Source organism: Nonomuraea sp. NPDC049480 (genome assembly GCF_044465905.1).
Taxonomy (GTDB): domain Bacteria; phylum Actinomycetota; class Actinomycetes; order Streptosporangiales; family Streptosporangiaceae; genus Nonomuraea.
Window position 1 is genome coordinate 29,152 of record NZ_JBITMD010000041.1, and the last position, 15,568, is coordinate 44,719.

Sequence of the window (15,568 nt, forward strand, 5' to 3'; positions counted from 1 at the left end):
AGACGCCAGACAGTGAAGAGCGCGGACCCGCGACTGCTGCCCTCTGGGCGCCACCGGTCGTCCGCCGGTTCCTCAGTCCGGGGGTACGTCGCCAGCGGCGGGCAGGCGACGGATGAGGTCGGTCAGGGTGGTCTGCAACTCGGTGGCGTGCCGTTCGGCGTCGCCTTGTGCTCTGCGGGCGTCGTCCCGTTCACGCTGGGCGGCGGTGTCGGCGGTGTCGGCGGTGTCGGCGGCGTCGGCGGCGTCGGCGCGGCCGCGTTCACGGTCGCGCTCGGCCGCGGTGGTGCGCTGCCGCTCCTCCAGGGCGGCCACGGCCCGTTCCGCTGTGGCGGCCCGCTCCCGCTCCCCAGCGAGCGCCTCCTCATGCTCGCGGCGGAGCCGCTGCAGGTCGGCGGCGTGCTCGTGCGCGGCCGCCGCGCGCTGCTGCTCGGCCAGCTCGGCGCGGGCGCGCTCGGCGGCGTCACGGGCCTGTTGCTCAGCCGTCATGGCACCGTCGCGTTCGGCGCGAACCTGCTCCTCCAGCTCGCAGATCCGGTCCAGCAGTTCGTCGCGGATGCGCGCCAGCAGCGCTAGTTCGGTGCCGACCTGGGCGCGCAAGGTCTCAGTTAGGGCCCGCAGGGCGGGGCCTTCGCCATGACGGTGGCCGGCCCGGGGCCGGAGCGCTTCACCAAACGCACCGGCCGAAGCCCTTGACCTGTAGTAGACACCAATCCAGGCACAAGCCACGGCCAAGAGGCGATTGGCAACCTCCTCCCAGACGCCAATGCAACGATTCTTGGGAGGAATCATGTTGAGAAAGACCCGGACGGTCGCGTGCCTCGCCATAGCCGCCGCCATCGTCGGCATCACGGGTACCGCGACGGCCGCTCACGCAGATCTTGGTGTGGGCGATCTTGCAGGGCTGTACCTCTACGAAGACTCCTGGTTCGAGGGAGGGCGCCACGTCCGTACCTACTCGACCAACCTCCACGAATCGTCCGACAGGGCGAGTTCGATCGAGAACAACGACTGGTCCGCATGGGTCGTCTACGACGACAGGAACTTTCAAGACCGCCGCTACTGCATCCGGCCGTGGGAAAAGGTGAACGTCCTTGGAGCACCGCAGTGGAAGTTCAACGACAAGATCTCATCAGTCAAGCGACTGAACAGCTATGACTGCGCCGGATACCCGACCTTCTACTGATCGGCTGCAATTCCCGCACTTACGGTCACTCACCGCTACTAATGACCGCATCGACCCGAGCGGAGGGCCCAGTAAGGTGTGTGGCTCGGCACGCCGGCCGGGCAGCCGGCCGCCGCTACACCAAGCGCGGCGAGGCCGGCGAGCAGCTCAAAGCCCTGGCCCTGCAGGAGGCGCGCAAAGCCCCGCAGGGCCAGCCCCACCTGGTGCCCGCCAGCCAACTGGGCGGGTCCGACGTGAGCCTGCGCATCTTCCGGCTCAGCTTCAGCGACCTGTCCATTACGGTGCGCCTGGACGGCCTACCCCAAGGCTCACACAGCTGGGACCTGCCGGAGATGGAGCAGGCCGGCACCACCGGGCTCATCACCCGGCTGGAGCGATCCGTGGGAGTCAACCCCTTCGAGCGCCGCTGAGCTGCGCCGGCTCCCATAACCGCGGCCAGACGCAAACGAGTGTGCAGGAAACTGCACACGCTGGCGTCACTGATCACTCCATTACTTCCCGAGGGCCGAAGCCGAACGGCAGCGGCGCGAGCAGGAGAAGGCCCTGGGTGAGCGACTGCCGCAGGGGCGCCGGGCGCCGGTCTGCCCCACCTGCAAGTCCTCCTTCCTGCAGGTCGCCTACACCGGGCCGGTGGTCCACGCCCTGGTCAACACCGCCGACCCGGTCGGCGGCGTGCACGACGTGGTCGTCGACACCGACGTCGCCCAGCTGGAGGCGGTGGCGTGGGTGCGGTACGCCTCCTGCTGGAAACCCCTGGCCGACGGGCCGCGCCGGCCCGGCTCGCCCGCCCGCCGCGCGGCCGTCGAGATCGCCGAAAACGCCTCCTGGGCCGGCGTGCCGTGGGAGGCGACCAACCCCTCGGTGGTCAAGGAGGAGGAGATGGGCTGCTCGTCTCGGATCGTGCTGCAGCACGACCTGGCCCGCGGCGCGGTCCAACGGGTGAGCAGGTGGGAGTACCTGACCGGGATCACCGACGCCGAGCGCGAGAAGATGCGCGCCGAGCGGCTGGCCCGCGGCGAGCCCTACGACTACGACCTGTAGGACGACGACGAAGCCTGACAAGCAGATCGCCCGCCGCTCGCCGGAAACGGCCCGGATGATCAAGTTCCTCGGCGGCCCCTACTCGCCTGACGCCTCCTGGCAGCACCACCTCGCCACACTACGCGAGCTGTTGGACGGATTCACGGCGCTCGGCCTGCCCTACAGCGTCTCGGCTGGGCACGCCTACCTCGACCTCGTCAAGGAGACCATCGACTGACGCCGCCCTGGGCCGCCGAGTACGCGGCCAGGCGGCCCGCGTGCTCGCGCCATCGCAGGGCGCCGGTCCACACCTGCGGTATGCGCGGTGACCAGCACGTAGTCCTCGCGATCGGTCACCTCGTCGACGACCAGTTCGCCAGGTGGGGGAAGAGCACCTTCACAGGCATCGCCCGCCAGGACATGCTGCGCACAGGGCACAATGAACTCCGCGGCCGCTCGGTGATGATCAGTTCTGGGATGAACCAAATCCTCACGGAGCGGCCGTTCCCCTGTGCGGACCGTTATTCGATCGCGATCAGTCCCCGCCGCAAATCCGGCTGCCTTCCGTGGTCGTGCCACATAAAGATCGCCAGACCCATCAAGCCATCAAAGTCACATCTGACGGGACGCTCGTCGCGTACTCCTCCGGGATACACCGCCGGCCAGAGCGCGGCCGTCTGCGGGTGCCACAGGTGTCAATGGACGCCTGAGGCCGCCCGCTGCCGTGCCACGAGCAGCACCGCCACGACCAACGACGCCGCCGCCGCCATGCTCACCACTCCCAGCTCCCCCCTTACCAGGGAAGTGAAGACCGCCGCGGTGAACACGCCGGCCGCCATGCCGTACGCGAGGATCATGCCCCGCACCACGTAAGCGGGTGGCAGGAACGCGGTCGCGACGAGCAGCGCGGAGATGACCAAGTCAGGGATCAGGAAGGCGTTGTCCGCTCTGACCATGCCGGTGAAGAACAGGTAGCCAACCGTTCCCAGCCCGAGCACGACCGCGTAATACCGGGCAACCGTGACCAGCTTCATGACGATTCCTCCTCAGGAGTCAGCAGAACCTTCCCCACCACGCGGGCGCCCGCCAGGAGTTCGTGCGCCTCAGCGGCGCGCTCGAGCGGGAGCATGGCGGCGATGAGCGGCTTCAGCTCGCCCGCCTCCAGCAGGCGCACCAGCGCAGCGAGATCTTCCAGCACCCACGCGGGACGCCGCTTCGCGGTAGAGCTGAGCCGGTAGAACGTCGCGTGCCTGCCGTTCGGCGACCATGACCATGCGCGCAGCAGCGCGAGCTGGCGCAGCACGGACAGCCGGGTGGCGGTCCCGGGTTATGGGTGGCTGTCGGATGAGGCGCTCATCTGTCCCGCCACGTAGCGGCCATCCCTTCAGTGGCGCCGCCGGTGGAAGACATAGCCGCCGTGATGGAGGACGTCGTCGCTGACGAAGGTTCCATCGGCAGCGAAGCCGGTGTCGTCTCGGTAGGCGATGCGGTTGCCGGTGATGGTGTAGCTGCCGGTGTAGGCGCCCTGGCGGCTGCCACGCGCTTCGTCGTAGCGGCCGTTGGGCAGCAGCTCTTGGCGGATGTGACCGTCGGCTGTGACCCACATGCCGACGTAGGGGTGGTCCGCTCGGCTCGTCGCCTCACTTGCAGTCGCCGGTGTGGCATCCGGGGGCGTGGAGCCGGTGGAGGCCGTGGTCATGTCCTTGGCCGCCGTTCTGTGCTCGGCCGGGGCCGAGCAGGCCAGGAGGGCGGCCACGCCGGGGCCGAGCAGGAGCCAGAGTGGGCGGAGCTGGGGGATCGCGTGCATGGGAGTGACCTTTCCGCAGGTTGGTCGGGGGTGGTGATGTGAGCCACCGTAGGAGCGGTGCGCTGCGGCCGGGTAGACGTGCCAGGCCGCCCAGGACGGGCGGCCGGTCTTGACGCTGGCCGCCGGGGTCGCAGAGGGGACGGTGTGCTCGGCCGGGCAGGTGAGGGTGGCGGCGGTAGCGGCGATGGCGAAGCCGTCGACGGTCGACCCCGCGGACAGCGGGCCGCAGCGAGGCGGGCCAAGGGTCAGCCTCGGACGAAACTACTGGCGACCTCGCGGAGCCCTGGGAGCAGGAGGTGCTTCAGACCGCGGGTCACCGGCCCAACTGGTCCCGGATCGTCTTGACCGGCACGACGACGCTGGAGTTGTGCTCGCGGATGATCCGCCAGCCGCTGTCGGTCAGGCGCCACACAAGCGAGGTCGTGGTGCGTATGCCGGTCACGGTGCCGTCAAGCGTTTCCAGCCTGGCCACGAACACCAGCGAAGACGACGCCAGGCTCCCACCCGCGACGACGTCCGGTCCCGAGACGACGCCGTGTTCGGCGCTTCGCAGGTTGTTGAAGGTCGGCTCCTAGATGGCACCGTACTCGGCTGGGCTGGTGGCGACCCCATGCTCGGGGTCGAAGTCGTCATAGAGCAGCGTCTGGTTGTAGGACCAGTCGTAGAACCGCTCAAACGTCTCCCGGAAGCTGAAGCAGCCATCGCCATCCCGGCGTTCCCATCCCCAGACCCATTGCACATGCGCGGCAGCGACCTCCTCGCGGCTGCCCGCGCTCGTGACCAGCATGGCCTTCTTATCGTTTCGCTCAGTGCCCTCTGGGATTGTCTGCGTCACTGCGTCCTCCTCGTTTCAACCGGGGCAGGAGCCCCCTGACCGGATCCTTCGTCTTCGACCCTGCCGTGTTCACGCCGTCGGAAGAAGGCCGGAGCGTTCCTAGGAGTGCTGCACCCCCGCACGTCGCCCACGTCTGGCTGCGAATCGGATGCCTGCCGCCCAGTTCCCGCGGACGGCACGCTGCCATACCGGCTTCTCGCCGATCAGCCTTGGCCTGCCGGCGACCGCGTCGCAGTAGGTGGGCCGGCGCGGCAGGTCGGGTACCGCAGGGCGAACGTCTCCGCGACGGACCGAACCCCGCGAGTCCGGTCCCAAAGAGCCACGACCGGAAGTTCCTGCGGTGTCGATCTCGCCTGAACGCCCTGCCCGAACCAGCCCGTCGAGCCGTTCCGAGACCTCCGCCTCTCTGTCTCCATGATCCACCTGCGCGGCAGCTGCGGACTGCCTACTTGCCTGACATAACTTAACGACCCTCAAGTCGCTGACCAGCAAGTTCGCTTGACAACCCCAGATAACCATCGTGGCCTGCGGCGCGTGATGTCAGTGGCGGCGACACGAGAGCTGATGACGGCTCTTGGCCTGCAGCTCAGGCGCGGTCCGGCGCCTACGACCGCTGGCGCCAGCGACGTGCCGTCGGGGACCAGCGCCATGGAAGCACTGAAAACGCCCATGTGCTCGCCACTGGCCCCCGATACGATCCTGGGTCGTGAACCGCCGAGGAGCGGGCGAGATGTCCCTGGACCTGTCTGACGGACGGGTCCTTCACCTGTCGTCCACGCCGCGGGAGCCGTCCGGTTCGGCGAGGATCACCTTGCTCGAAGAGATTCCACGCCGTGTCTTCGACGACTGCCCCATCTGCGATGACCCCGCCACCGACGAAGAGGGCTGTGCGGCGCGATTCTTACCGGTGCCCTTGCTCGGACAGGTCCTGCAGGAGGACGGCCACCGGCTGGAGCACCTGCATCGTGGCCGCGGGCGTGATGGCGTCGTCGTCGCTGAGGTCCAGCCTGATGACGACCTCGGTGAGGGCTCTGGCAAGGGTGCGTTCGAGCGGAGTCATGACGGGGCTCCTTGGCCGGTCGTTGGGGGTGCGGCGTGTCCGGGGACGGTTGCCTTGACGCGATGACGGTCCTGGTCAGCCCGCTGCCGGCTCGGTGAGGCGGGCTTCCAGGTCGGCGATCATCTGGGTGAGCAGGCTGGTGTTCTCCTGCCGGACCGTCTGCGGGCCGACCGTGTCGAGGCCGGCGACAAACCGATCAGGAATCGAGAAGCGTGCACCCCCAAGCCGCATTTAGTGTGACGTGCATGAACAGGAATCACACATAGTTTTCAAGCTTTCTCGGAGCGCCCGAGGGTGCACGCCTGTTCAAGGTCGTGGGAATCGGGCTCTCACGGAAGGTGGAAGGACCCTCGGCGGGCGCCCGGGGGCTGCCACCGGCTTGCGGCCGAATCACCTGTGCTGATCTACCTGTCACGTTTTCGGGTTGGATTCGGTTCGGTCATAGAGATGACGGACCGAGACAGTTACTGGAGGATCATCATGTCCCACCATCACGATCAGGGGCTGACCATCGCCACCGACGAGATTCCGTTCAAGCCAGTGGCCGAAGGTGTCGAGGTACGAGTGGTCTACGCTGACGAGGAGTCGGGTGTGTGGACTGTCATGGTGCACGCGAAGCCGGGTTCGGTGCTGCCGCGGCATCGGCATGTTTCCGGGACGGAGCTCTACATTCTGCACGGTGCGGGTGCGCATCCGCAGACCGGGGCGTTCAAGGCCGGAGATTACGTGCTCGAACCCGCTGGTGCCGTGCACGAACCACTGGTCCACCCGGAGGATACGCTGCTGATCATGCGCAGCGCCGGGGAGATTGAGTTTCTCGCGGACGACGGGTCCACGACGCTCGTTCTTAGTGCGGGCATGCTGAAACACTTGGCGGCGGCGTAGGCACGGGAGGATGTGATGTCGATGCAAAGCGCATTACAGTCTCGCAAAGAGGCGCTTCACCGGCTGTACCGTGGGATTGAAAAGGGCGACTTCGCGTTCGCCGAAATGCTGTTCACCGCAGACTTCATTTCTGTCGAGGGGTCGCATCAGCGTGTGGTCGGCCTGTCGGCTTTCAAGAACGAGGTGCAGGCAATACACGACGGATACACCGATCCGCGGTTCGAAATCCTGGATATGGTTGCCGAGGGTGACGATGTGATGGTGCGCTCGCGTATGTCCGCGACCCATACCGGCGACCTGCTCGGCATCCCGGCGACCGGCAAGCGGGTCAGCATGGAGGAATTCGCGCTGTTCCGGTTCGTCGGAGATCACATCAGCGAGCGCCACGCCGTGTCGGATCGGCTCGGCCTGTTGCAGCAACTTCGCCCTGACTGATCGCGGTCGGACCTGGTTGCCGCAGCAGTCCGGCGAATCGACCCCGACGGCACCAGCACCCGCAGAGTCTTGTCCGACCTCGGCGCGCCCACCACCAGGCCACTGCCGGCGACGAGTTCGGCGAGAGTCACGACGCCGCTGAGCACGCTCCGTCTGCCGAGGCGCTGCAGCAGCATCCTGGTCGACCTCCTCGCGCTTTCCTCACGGCATGCTAGTCGGGATGCAGCTTCGATCGCAGCGACACCGGCTTCCGGATCTGAAGCAAGCGCTGGAACTGGCCTACATCTACCGCTAGATGGCGGCCACCGAGTGAGCACCCCGGGGCCTGGACAGGTCTTGTTCGCGTTTGTCCGGCACTGGTCACGGAGGCCACCGGCCAGCGACCACAAGGTGGCCGAACAAGGCCGGCTCGTGCTCGTCACCGAGGCCGTCCATTCGCCGACCCAACGAGGCATCGTGGCAACGGTCAATGCCGTGGCCCACGAAATCGGCATCCACCAGAGCGGCGTATCGCGACTGGTCAAGAGCGCAACAGAGGCCGAGTACTTGACCATGCAGGCATCGGATACAGATGGTCGTCAGCGCCAGGCGACACTCACTTCATTCGGGCCATACCGTTGATCTTTCCCATGGTGGTGTGGTCGGAGATCGGGGCGACTGCGGCGGCGGCCCTCTTGAGGGTGGTGGTGGCGTAGGCCAGCGCTGTTTCGAACCAGTTGACTGGGGCCGCGGCGCGCTGGCGAGAATCGCAGTAGATGAAGCAGGTCATCGACCTGCGGCCGGTCTATCACCGGCTGGAGGAACGCATCCGTGCGCACGTCATCTTGTGCTGGCTGGCGCTGTTGCTGATCCGCATCATCGAGACCACCAGCGGCTCCACCTGGAACCGCATCCGCGACGAGTTCGACCTGCTCACGGTGGCCACCTTCGCTGGCCCGACGGGCACCTTCCGCCAGCGCGCCGAGCTGACCAAGCCCCAGCGCGACATCCTGGCCAGACTCGACATCCCGACCCCAAAGAAGATCGTCGAGGCTACACCCGCCGCAGACGCCTAACCAGGTACAACACCTGCGCCTAGTGACACGCCGCGGAAGCTGTCAAACCGGCTGAGACATCAGGCTACTTGTGTGGTTTGTGGTGAGGTATCGGTCTGAGGTGTCGTGAGTGGCTGGTTGATCCACACCTTGGTCGGCAGAGGCGGCGGGTAGGGCCGCCGGCCGCGGAACCGTTGGGGGTGTGCCAGGTAGGCCGCGTGGAGGGTGGCGATCCGCCGTGCCTGAACCTGGACGGCGGTGCCGTCGTGTACCGAGGCGGGAGTGTGCATCGCGATCCCTGAATGGCGATGCTCGTTATTGTAATAAGAGAAGAATTGGGCGCAGAAGACGTTGGCGTCTTCGATGGACCCGAACCGCCCGGGAAATGCCGGGCAATATTTGAGTGTCTTGAACTGCGCTTCCGAGTAGGGATTGTCGTTGGACACGTGCGGCCGGGAATGGGATTGGTCGATCCCGAGCAGCGCGAGCAGGCCGGTGACGGTGTTGGAGGTCATCGACGTGCCCCGGTCGGCATGGACCGAGCGAGGCGCGATCCCGCCATTGGCCGCGATGGCGTTCTGGAGAAACTCCTTGGCCAGGGTGCCGTTCTCGGTGGGCCAGATCTCCCAGTGGATGACTTTGCGGGAGAAGATGTCGATGATGACGTACAGCAGGTAGTAGACGCCACGCACCGGACCTTTCAGTTTCGTGTAGGGGTCGGACGGGGGCGCGGTTCCGGGGTTTCTTCCGGTCCGTTTCTCCCGCCCGCCCTCCGCACCGGACAAGCGCGTCTCCACGCATCCGGCGCTCCACGGATTCCCGCTGTTAGGTGGCCTCAGCCACCAGGACGCCCGTCCACGGTGTGGGAATCTTGTTCGCGCGCCAGCGGTAGCGAGTGACCTCGACCGATTGCGGCTGGAACAGGATCTTCCCTCGCTCTGCCGGTCTTCGTCCCGGTCTCCCGGCCAGAAACCGCCGGTAGAGCTCCTTCCAGTTGATCCCGAGGTGCCGTTTGCGCAGCCATCGCGTGACCCGATCCCAGGTGTACTGGTCCAGGTAGCGGAAGGTCGCCGATGACACCCCATGCCGGAAATAGTTGCACCATCCCCGCAGCGCCGGGTTGAGCTGGTGCAGCAGGTCGGCGAGCGTCTTGTGTCGTGCTCTGTTCGTGAGCGCCCTCACCTTGTCCGTGATCGAGGCAAGCGCCTTCTTCGACGGGTAGGTGTAGACATACTTCTTGTTGGTTCCCCTCTTGAGACGCCGCCGGATGCGGAATCCCAGGAAGTCGAACCCCTCATCGATATGGCAGACCCGGGTCTTGGATTCCGAGAGACGCAGCCCTAACGGAGCCAGCACCTCGGAGACCTCGTCCCAGAGCGCATCCGCGTGTTCTTTGGAACCAAGAACCATGATCACGAAGTCGTCCGCGTAGCGGACGATTCGATAGGTGGCTCCTCCGCGCTTGCGGTGCGCCGCACGCCGCCAATCTGTGCCGTGGGCTGACCACTTGTCGCAGAAATGCTCGTCCAACACCGACAGAGCGATATTGGCGAGTAGCGGCGAGGCGATTCCGCCTTGGGGAGTCCCGGTGTGAGTGTCCCTGTTCAAACCTTCCTCGGACAGGATGCCCGACTTAAGGAAGGCCTTGATCAGGGCCAGGATGCGTTTGTCTCCGACCCGCCGACGCACCCGTTCAAGGATCGCCGAGTGTGACAGCTCGTCGAAGCATGCCGCGATGTCCGCTTCGAATACCCAGTGGTAGTTCCGGGAGCCGAAGTGGTGAATCTCGGCGATTGCGTCCTGTGCCCGACGTTTCGGGCGGAAGCCGTAACTAACCGGCTTGAAATCCGCTTCGAAGATCGGTTCCAGCACCAGGACCAGAGAGGCTTGCACAAGCCTGTCCATCGCGGACGGAATGCCGAGTCTTCTGAACTTTCCCGGCTGTCCGACTTTGGGGATCAAACGCTCCCTGACCGGCAGTGGGGCAAACGTCCGCGACTTCAACTGCTCGCGCGCATCGTTCAGGAAGTACTCGACATCGGCAGCGTCGGAGATGAAGGCTGGGATAACCCGGTCCACTCCGGCGGTGCGCCCTCCCTTATTACCCCTCACCCGCTCCCACGCGATCGTGAGGAAATCCGGGTGATGGATGAGATTGAACAGATCATCAAACCGGCGACCGGGATCTTCGGCCGCCCATCGGTGCAGCTTGGCCTGCATCCGTCGTACCCGTCGCTCCGCCCAGAACGGGTCGGGCCACGGTTCACCAGTATTCACCGGCGACTCCGTCCCTTGCAGTTCCTCACTGCATGAATCCGCTGGACCCCTTCGCCCTGCAGACGGCTTTCCCGTCCTCCGCGGCAGGTCGTTACTCCTGCGACTACTACGAGTCCTCCGCCCCACCCCGGGGCCATCGGCGGACAACGCGCCAACCCGCCCCGATTCCCACTGGTCGTGGGCCGGGGACGGGAACCCGAGGGTGGTTCCCACGTTCACCATGAACCGATCGTCGGATGAGGTGGCCAGCTATGCCCCTGCGGCATCGCCATGACTACGCCGCAGGCATTCGTCATGGCCTCCCGACCGGCGACATCACCCGGCCCAGAAGTTCCCCGGCCCGTGATGAGGGGGCCGAGTACGCACCGCAATCCAGCCCAGATCCACCGGGTTCGAGCTGGTGGACTTCTTGAGGGGCTTTAGAACACTGGTTCCTCTCGTCCACCTTTCCGACTCGCTTGCCGGACCCGTGCCATCCGGTAGTACTGGCACGCACCGTCGTTGTCGGGGCTGCTTGCCACCCTCCCCGGCGTTCCCCGGATCAGGCTGCCCCCAGCTTCACCGAGTCGCTGCGACGACCCGGCGGTGGCGGTCTTCCACCTCCACTCGGTTGCATGGCGCCTCGTGGCGCTCGATGTCCCACGACCACACCTGGTTGGGGCCGTCGGCCTCCAGTTCGGGCCGGCTGGTCGGAGGGGCGTACGGCCTGGGCGCGTCGCTCGCCGTTTTGGCCGCGTTCGCGCAACAGGCGGTACATGGTGGCCTGCGAGCACAGGTATACGCCCTCATCCAGCAGGACCGCCCACACCTGGCCGGGGGATTTGTCGGCGAAGCGGGGCGAGTCCAGCACCGCCAGCACCTGCTCGCGCTCATGCTGGGACAGCTCGGCCGGGTGGTGGAACGGCCGTCGCGGCCCGTGGACAGGCGGACGCGGACGACGGTGGCGGTGCAGCGTGGCCCGGGATCTGCCGAACACCTCACAGGCCCTGACCGTGCCGACCGACTTCTCCAGGGCCGGGAAATACTCATCCAGGACCCGGTTCACCTCTCGTCGGAGTCCGCGCTGCTTGAGATGTCCTGAAGCAGCGCGAATGCTTTTCCCGCGATGTCCAATGCGGTTTTGGTCTTGCCCAGCTCGCCGGCGAGTTTCTCGTTGCGGGACTCCAGCCGTGCGGTGTCGGCTTTGAGCTTCTTGTTCTCGGCCCGCAGAGCGGCCAGTTCCTCGGATTCGGCGTCCTTTTTCGGCTTGCCGGTCGAGGCGGCCAGGGTTCCGTTCTCGGCCTGCTTTCTCCAGTGCTCGATGTGGGAGTGATACAGCCGTTCCTTGCGCAGCAGGGCACCCCGCTCGGGGCTCCCTTCAGGCAACGCGTCGAAGGCCGCGAGGATCCGCGCCTTGTAGGCCTTGGTGAACGTCCGCCGCTTGGGCCGGGCCGGCTGCTCATCGGTCACTCGACCATCTTGCCCCGTCATGGCGGCCTGGTCGGCGAGGGTCATCGTCACTGTCTCGATCGTCCCGTCTCGCCCTGCTTCGCATCAAAAGGACTCATGTGTCCCATGTATCACAGCAGTCTGACAGAGAGGGCCCCGCCGCACCCACTGAGCGGCCCCACCAACAAGACGCCAAATACCGCCGGGTAACTCACGCATCAAGCCATCAAAGTCACAGGCGGGGAGGCGCGATTGGGGTGGGGCAGCTGGTTGCGCCGCCGCCACTCGTCGTGCTCGGGCAACTCTTTGGGCATGAAGGAACGCAGCCGGGGTGGGACGAAGACGACCATCAGCTCCACGAGCGGCTCGCTTGGGCCTGGAGGGGGTACCTGCTCCTCCGCCCGCATCGCCGCGATCCGGGCGGGGTCGCACGCCGAGCTCGACCATGCGCTCGTAGGCGCGGTCGAGGATGAAGGACGGTATGGCCTCCACGGAGTCGTCAGATCGTCATAGCGATTGTCGTCCTTCTACTCCGGGAAGCGAGTAGAGGTGAGCATCGCGTGGACTGGTGCGTGAGCAATCATCGCTGCCACGGTGTGCCCGACAGATCAGGCCAGGGGACTTCGGTTATGCGCTCCGGGGCGGTCATCGTTCCAACGTCTGCCACTGGGCCCGGACGCGCATCCGGATGGCCCTCCTTCGACAGAGCGGCATTCATGAGATCGGTTCGTAACGCATACCGCCATTTCGCCGGGTACAAGCGGGGCAACCTCGCCGTGGCGCTCAGCGGGTCCTACATCTTGCTCATTATCGGTGTGAGGATCTTCGTGGAGGTCTCGGTCCGGCTGCCGGACAACGACGGCCTGGCGGGCGTCTGGCTGTTCGTGGTGACCATGCCGCTGTCTTGGCTGGTAACGTTCATCGCGCCAGACCTCGCGCCCTCCACGTTCCTGTTTGTTCTGACCACGGCCGGCGTGTTCCAGGCATCCATGCTGTACCACGCGGTACGCGGAAGGAAGATCGCGAGCAAGCCGGAAAGCTGACCGCTGTTCATCAGCCGGGATCCTGTCCTGCTCGACGGTCGGCCTGCTGAGGTCAGCGGGTTCGGCCCGAGTTCCGCCGATCAGCGCATGCTGCCGCCCGCACGCCGGCGTCGAACTCCGGCCTCGGGCATGGGCTCGATGCCCCATCTCGAACCCATGACGTCAGGCGGGCGCCCAGCCCCTGGGCGCCCGCCTGAAGGTACGCGCGAATCCCCCGCGTCGGCCGGGCGTACGGATGGATCGGGTGTCCCGCTCTGATCAGTAGTGAGCGCGGCTGAACACCCGTCTGAGCTGTGAAGTGATCAGCGCGCGGTGCGATCGTCTGCGTCTGGCGGTAAAAGGCAGCGCATGGCGCTCCGACGACGCCCCATCGTCTCGTTCACACCCGGACACCCCCATGGAGCCAAGAACCCTTATGACCGGACATATCCGCATGCGATTCGCGCGGCGTATCGCCACGACGGCCGCAGTGGTCAGCGCCTCGATCTCAGCCACCGCCGGCCTCGCCGTCGCCGGGACCGGCAGCACGGCCGGTACGGCCGTCACGTCCCGCTACGTCGCCCTCGGCGACTCGTACGCCTCCGGCAGCGGCCTCAGCGGCCAGCAGGACTCCCAGTGCGCGCGCTCCAACAGGAGCTACCCAGCCCTGCTGGCCCTGGTCTACAAGTCCTCGTTCAAGAACGCCACCTGCACCGGCGCCACCACCCGCAGCATCTGGAACCACCAGGGCAGCAAACCGCCGCAGGCCAACTCCCTGTCCGCGGACACGACGCTGGTCACCCTGACCATAGGCGGCAACGACATCGGCTTCTCGGAGATCATCGCCACTTGCATGTCGGGCGCCACGAATAACCGCAACGGCAACCCCTGCGAGAAGTACTACGGCGACCAGCTAAGACAGCGGATCGAGAAGCTGTCCCCCCGGATCGGGGCGATCCTGCAGGACATCAAGCGGCGCAGTCCCCGCGCACGGGTCGTGCTGGTCGGCTACCCCTCGCTGCTACCCGCCAACGGCGCCGACTGCAAGTGGGAGTCCGTGCCCTTCGCCAAGGGCGACATCCCGTACCTCGACCGCACCGTCTTCCAGCTCAACGAGATGCTCAGGCAGCAGGCGGCGTGGAACAGCACGACCTACGTCGACCTGTACACGGCCACCAAGGGCGCGGACATGTGCCAGCCCGCAAACAAGCGGTTCATCGAGCCCGTCATGCCCCTCGGCGCCAAGTCCGCCCACCCCAACTTGACGGGGCACGTCATGATGACTGCCTTCATCAAGAGGACCATCGGCTAGAAGACATGCGGGGGCCGGATTCCCTTTGCCGGGAGCCCGGCCCCCGGCTGAAGCGGGAGAGCCTGATCGCAATGACAGCATCTCAGGTGCCCCGGCCGGAGACCTCGCGTCCCATCGCCTCCTTGCTCAGGATCGATGATCACGATCCCGGCGGCCAGGGCGTCGTGGTCGGCATGGTCGGGTAGCCGGTGCCCCTCCGTCCAGTGCCGCCGCCCATCGCGCCCCAGCCCGGCTTCCGGCGTGACCATTTCGCCGGCCGGTGGAGCCTGTCGCCGGCATGAGCGAGATCACGATGGTCATGACCCCCCATGCAGAGCCGCGCCCGCTACCAGCCACCCTTGGCGAGCTGGCCGCGGACCGCGCCGTCGGGGAACTCGGCCGTGTGCAGGTTCGTGTACCAGTTCTTCGGGCTCTGCTTGATGCCCTTGATGATCGAGGACGATGCGTTCACGCTGCCCGCGACGCCGGTGACACCCGCCGGGAGCCCTCCGGACGCGGCGAAGAAGTCCACCGCAACAGGGCCGTTCTTGCCCTTCCTGCCCCGATGCAGGTGGGCGTTGGTGGGCGCTCCGATGCCCTGCCAGAGGGTGGCGAAGTGGACTTCGGTGCCCTTCAGCCAGACGAGCCAGACGGCCACGCCGCTCTTGTCCCCGACCTTCTTGCCGGGCTCGCGTACTTCCTGTTCGGCGTTGGCCAGGGCGCTGAACGTGGTCTTCGCACCCACATCCAGGAGCGAGTCGAGGTCCACCTTCGCCACCCGCCTGAGCTGGGCGCGCACGGCGCCGTCGGGGAACTCGGCGGTGTGCAGGTTGGCGTACCAGTTCTTCGGGTTCTTCGCGATGCTCTTGAGCATCCCGGAATCTGCACGGGCCACGCCTGTCACGGCGTTGAGCCGGCCGGGCAGTTGCTCCCCGAAGAAGGGTACGGCGACCTTGCCGTTCTTCCCTGTCTTGCCCTGGTGAATATGGAACGCGGTCGGGGCCTCGGTACCACGCCACTGGACGGCGTACTCGATCTTGTCCCCGGTGATGTGGAACAGGGCGAGCGCCCCGCCGTCCTTGTCGCCCGTCCCTACCTCGTCGTCCCCGACCAGGGTGCCGGCGAGATAGACGTCCACGGCCGTCCCCGCGGTCGCCGGTGTCGCCATCAGGCAGCCACTGGCCATGACCGCGGTGGCCACCACGGCGATCGCGCTCGAACGGTTGAACTTGACCATCAGATCCTCCCTGACGTCACGCCTTGTGACGCCGCGCCAAAGCATCGGATGGGG

At 66.4% G+C, this 15,568-nt stretch carries 23 protein-coding genes; 10 read left to right on the forward strand and 13 right to left on the reverse strand.

All coding sequences use genetic code 11. From position 1 onward, the window contains the following. Positions 1-72 precede the first annotated feature (72 nt). Entirely contained in the window at positions 73-597 is a 525-nt protein-coding gene (locus ACIBX3_RS56420; RefSeq protein ID WP_397129090.1) for a hypothetical protein, read from the reverse strand. Positions 598-787: 190 nt separating this feature from the next. On the opposite strand from ACIBX3_RS56420, the gene ACIBX3_RS56425 reads away from it, so the two are divergent. The 4 genes from ACIBX3_RS56425 (at position 788) to ACIBX3_RS56440 (ending at position 2,441) form a co-directional block, all read left to right on the forward strand. After that, the gene (locus tag ACIBX3_RS56425) at positions 788-1,183 is read left to right on the forward strand and encodes a hypothetical protein (protein WP_397129091.1); all 396 of its coding nucleotides are present in this window, start codon (positions 788-790) and stop codon (positions 1,181-1,183) included. A gap of 80 nt (positions 1,184-1,263) precedes the next feature. Beyond that, positions 1,264-1,593 carry a hypothetical protein gene (locus tag ACIBX3_RS56430; protein WP_397129092.1) on the forward strand — a complete coding sequence of 110 codons (330 nt, stop codon included), beginning with the start codon at positions 1,264-1,266 and terminating at the stop codon, positions 1,591-1,593. Between the two features lie 220 nt (positions 1,594-1,813). After that, complete coding sequence (locus ACIBX3_RS56435) at positions 1,814-2,224, forward strand: hypothetical protein (RefSeq protein ID WP_397129093.1); 411 nt, start codon at positions 1,814-1,816, stop codon at positions 2,222-2,224. Between the two features lie 55 nt (positions 2,225-2,279). Further along, positions 2,280-2,441, forward strand: coding sequence for a hypothetical protein (locus tag ACIBX3_RS56440; protein ID WP_397129094.1), 162 nt, complete (start codon positions 2,280-2,282; stop codon positions 2,439-2,441). Between the two features lie 457 nt (positions 2,442-2,898). Here the strand turns inward: ACIBX3_RS56440 and ACIBX3_RS56445 are convergent, their stop codons facing one another. The 7 genes from ACIBX3_RS56445 to ACIBX3_RS56475 form a co-directional block, all read right to left on the reverse strand. After that, positions 2,899-3,237, reverse strand: coding sequence for a hypothetical protein (locus ACIBX3_RS56445; protein ID WP_397129096.1), 339 nt, complete (start codon positions 3,235-3,237; stop codon positions 2,899-2,901). Continuing rightward, positions 3,234-3,506 carry a zinc-binding dehydrogenase gene (locus ACIBX3_RS56450; protein WP_397129098.1) on the reverse strand — a complete coding sequence of 91 codons (273 nt, stop codon included), beginning with the start codon at positions 3,504-3,506 and terminating at the stop codon, positions 3,234-3,236. Before ACIBX3_RS56450 ends, ACIBX3_RS56445 begins: the two co-directional genes overlap by 4 nt. Positions 3,507-3,587: 81 nt before the next feature. Next, positions 3,588-4,010, reverse strand: a complete 423-nt coding sequence (locus ACIBX3_RS56455; RefSeq protein ID WP_397129100.1) for an Atu4866 domain-containing protein — start codon at positions 4,008-4,010, stop codon at positions 3,588-3,590. A 313-nt stretch (positions 4,011-4,323) separates the two neighbouring features. Further along, positions 4,324-4,482: a hypothetical protein gene (locus ACIBX3_RS56460; protein WP_397129101.1), complete on the reverse strand. Its 159-nt coding sequence runs from the start codon at positions 4,480-4,482 to the stop codon at positions 4,324-4,326. A gap of 99 nt (positions 4,483-4,581) precedes the next feature. Beyond that, the gene (locus tag ACIBX3_RS56465; protein ID WP_397129102.1) at positions 4,582-4,845 is read right to left on the reverse strand and encodes a hypothetical protein; all 264 of its coding nucleotides are present in this window, start codon (positions 4,843-4,845) and stop codon (positions 4,582-4,584) included. Between the two features lie 901 nt (positions 4,846-5,746). After that, a complete protein-coding gene (locus tag ACIBX3_RS56470; protein ID WP_397129103.1) occupies positions 5,747-5,905 on the reverse strand; it encodes a hypothetical protein in 159 nt (52 codons plus the stop codon). Positions 5,906-5,980: 75 nt separating this feature from the next. Then, complete coding sequence (locus ACIBX3_RS56475; RefSeq protein WP_397129104.1) at positions 5,981-6,136, reverse strand: hypothetical protein; 156 nt, start codon at positions 6,134-6,136, stop codon at positions 5,981-5,983. Positions 6,137-6,301: 165 nt separating this feature from the next. Here ACIBX3_RS56475 and ACIBX3_RS56480 point away from each other — a divergent pair, with 165 nt between their 5' ends. From ACIBX3_RS56480 to ACIBX3_RS56495, 4 genes are all read left to right on the forward strand, one after another. Then, positions 6,302-6,790 carry a cupin domain-containing protein gene (locus ACIBX3_RS56480; protein WP_397129105.1) on the forward strand — a complete coding sequence of 163 codons (489 nt, stop codon included), beginning with the start codon at positions 6,302-6,304 and terminating at the stop codon, positions 6,788-6,790. A 15-nt stretch (positions 6,791-6,805) separates the two neighbouring features. After that, positions 6,806-7,225, forward strand: a complete 420-nt coding sequence (locus ACIBX3_RS56485; RefSeq protein ID WP_397129106.1) for an ester cyclase — start codon at positions 6,806-6,808, stop codon at positions 7,223-7,225. 390 nt (positions 7,226-7,615) lie between these two features. After that, positions 7,616-7,846, forward strand: a complete 231-nt coding sequence (locus ACIBX3_RS56490; RefSeq protein ID WP_397129107.1) for a MarR family transcriptional regulator — start codon at positions 7,616-7,618, stop codon at positions 7,844-7,846. 134 nt (positions 7,847-7,980) lie between these two features. Further along, a complete protein-coding gene (locus tag ACIBX3_RS56495; RefSeq protein WP_397129108.1) occupies positions 7,981-8,280 on the forward strand; it encodes a hypothetical protein in 300 nt (99 codons plus the stop codon). A 59-nt stretch (positions 8,281-8,339) separates the two neighbouring features. On the opposite strand, the gene ACIBX3_RS56500 is transcribed toward ACIBX3_RS56495, so the two are convergent. The 4 genes from ACIBX3_RS56500 to ACIBX3_RS56515 all read right to left on the reverse strand — a co-directional run bounded on the left by ACIBX3_RS56500 (position 8,340) and on the right by ACIBX3_RS56515 (position 12,036). Continuing rightward, positions 8,340-9,056, reverse strand: a complete 717-nt coding sequence (locus ACIBX3_RS56500) for a transposase (RefSeq protein WP_397129109.1) — start codon at positions 9,054-9,056, stop codon at positions 8,340-8,342. Between the two features lie 28 nt (positions 9,057-9,084). Then, the gene (gene ltrA / locus ACIBX3_RS56505) at positions 9,085-10,536 is read right to left on the reverse strand and encodes a group II intron reverse transcriptase/maturase (RefSeq protein ID WP_397129110.1); all 1,452 of its coding nucleotides are present in this window, start codon (positions 10,534-10,536) and stop codon (positions 9,085-9,087) included. A 541-nt stretch (positions 10,537-11,077) separates the two neighbouring features. Beyond that, the gene (locus tag ACIBX3_RS56510; protein WP_397129111.1) at positions 11,078-11,581 is read right to left on the reverse strand and encodes a hypothetical protein; all 504 of its coding nucleotides are present in this window, start codon (positions 11,579-11,581) and stop codon (positions 11,078-11,080) included. Continuing rightward, on the reverse strand, positions 11,578-12,036 hold the full coding sequence (locus tag ACIBX3_RS56515) for a transposase (RefSeq protein ID WP_397129112.1): 459 nt from the start codon (positions 12,034-12,036) through the stop codon (positions 11,578-11,580). Before ACIBX3_RS56515 ends, ACIBX3_RS56510 begins: the two co-directional genes overlap by 4 nt. 644 nt (positions 12,037-12,680) lie before the next feature. Here ACIBX3_RS56515 and ACIBX3_RS56520 point away from each other — a divergent pair. Then, positions 12,681-13,007 carry an SCO4225 family membrane protein gene (locus ACIBX3_RS56520; protein ID WP_397129113.1) on the forward strand — a complete coding sequence of 109 codons (327 nt, stop codon included), beginning with the start codon at positions 12,681-12,683 and terminating at the stop codon, positions 13,005-13,007. Between the two features lie 433 nt (positions 13,008-13,440). Next, complete coding sequence (locus ACIBX3_RS56525; RefSeq protein ID WP_397129114.1) at positions 13,441-14,298, forward strand: SGNH/GDSL hydrolase family protein; 858 nt, start codon at positions 13,441-13,443, stop codon at positions 14,296-14,298. 325 nt (positions 14,299-14,623) lie between these two features. Here the strand turns inward: ACIBX3_RS56525 and ACIBX3_RS56530 are convergent, their stop codons facing one another. Further along, complete coding sequence (locus ACIBX3_RS56530) at positions 14,624-15,514, reverse strand: CHRD domain-containing protein (RefSeq protein WP_397129115.1); 891 nt, start codon at positions 15,512-15,514, stop codon at positions 14,624-14,626. Positions 15,515-15,568 lie beyond the last annotated feature (54 nt).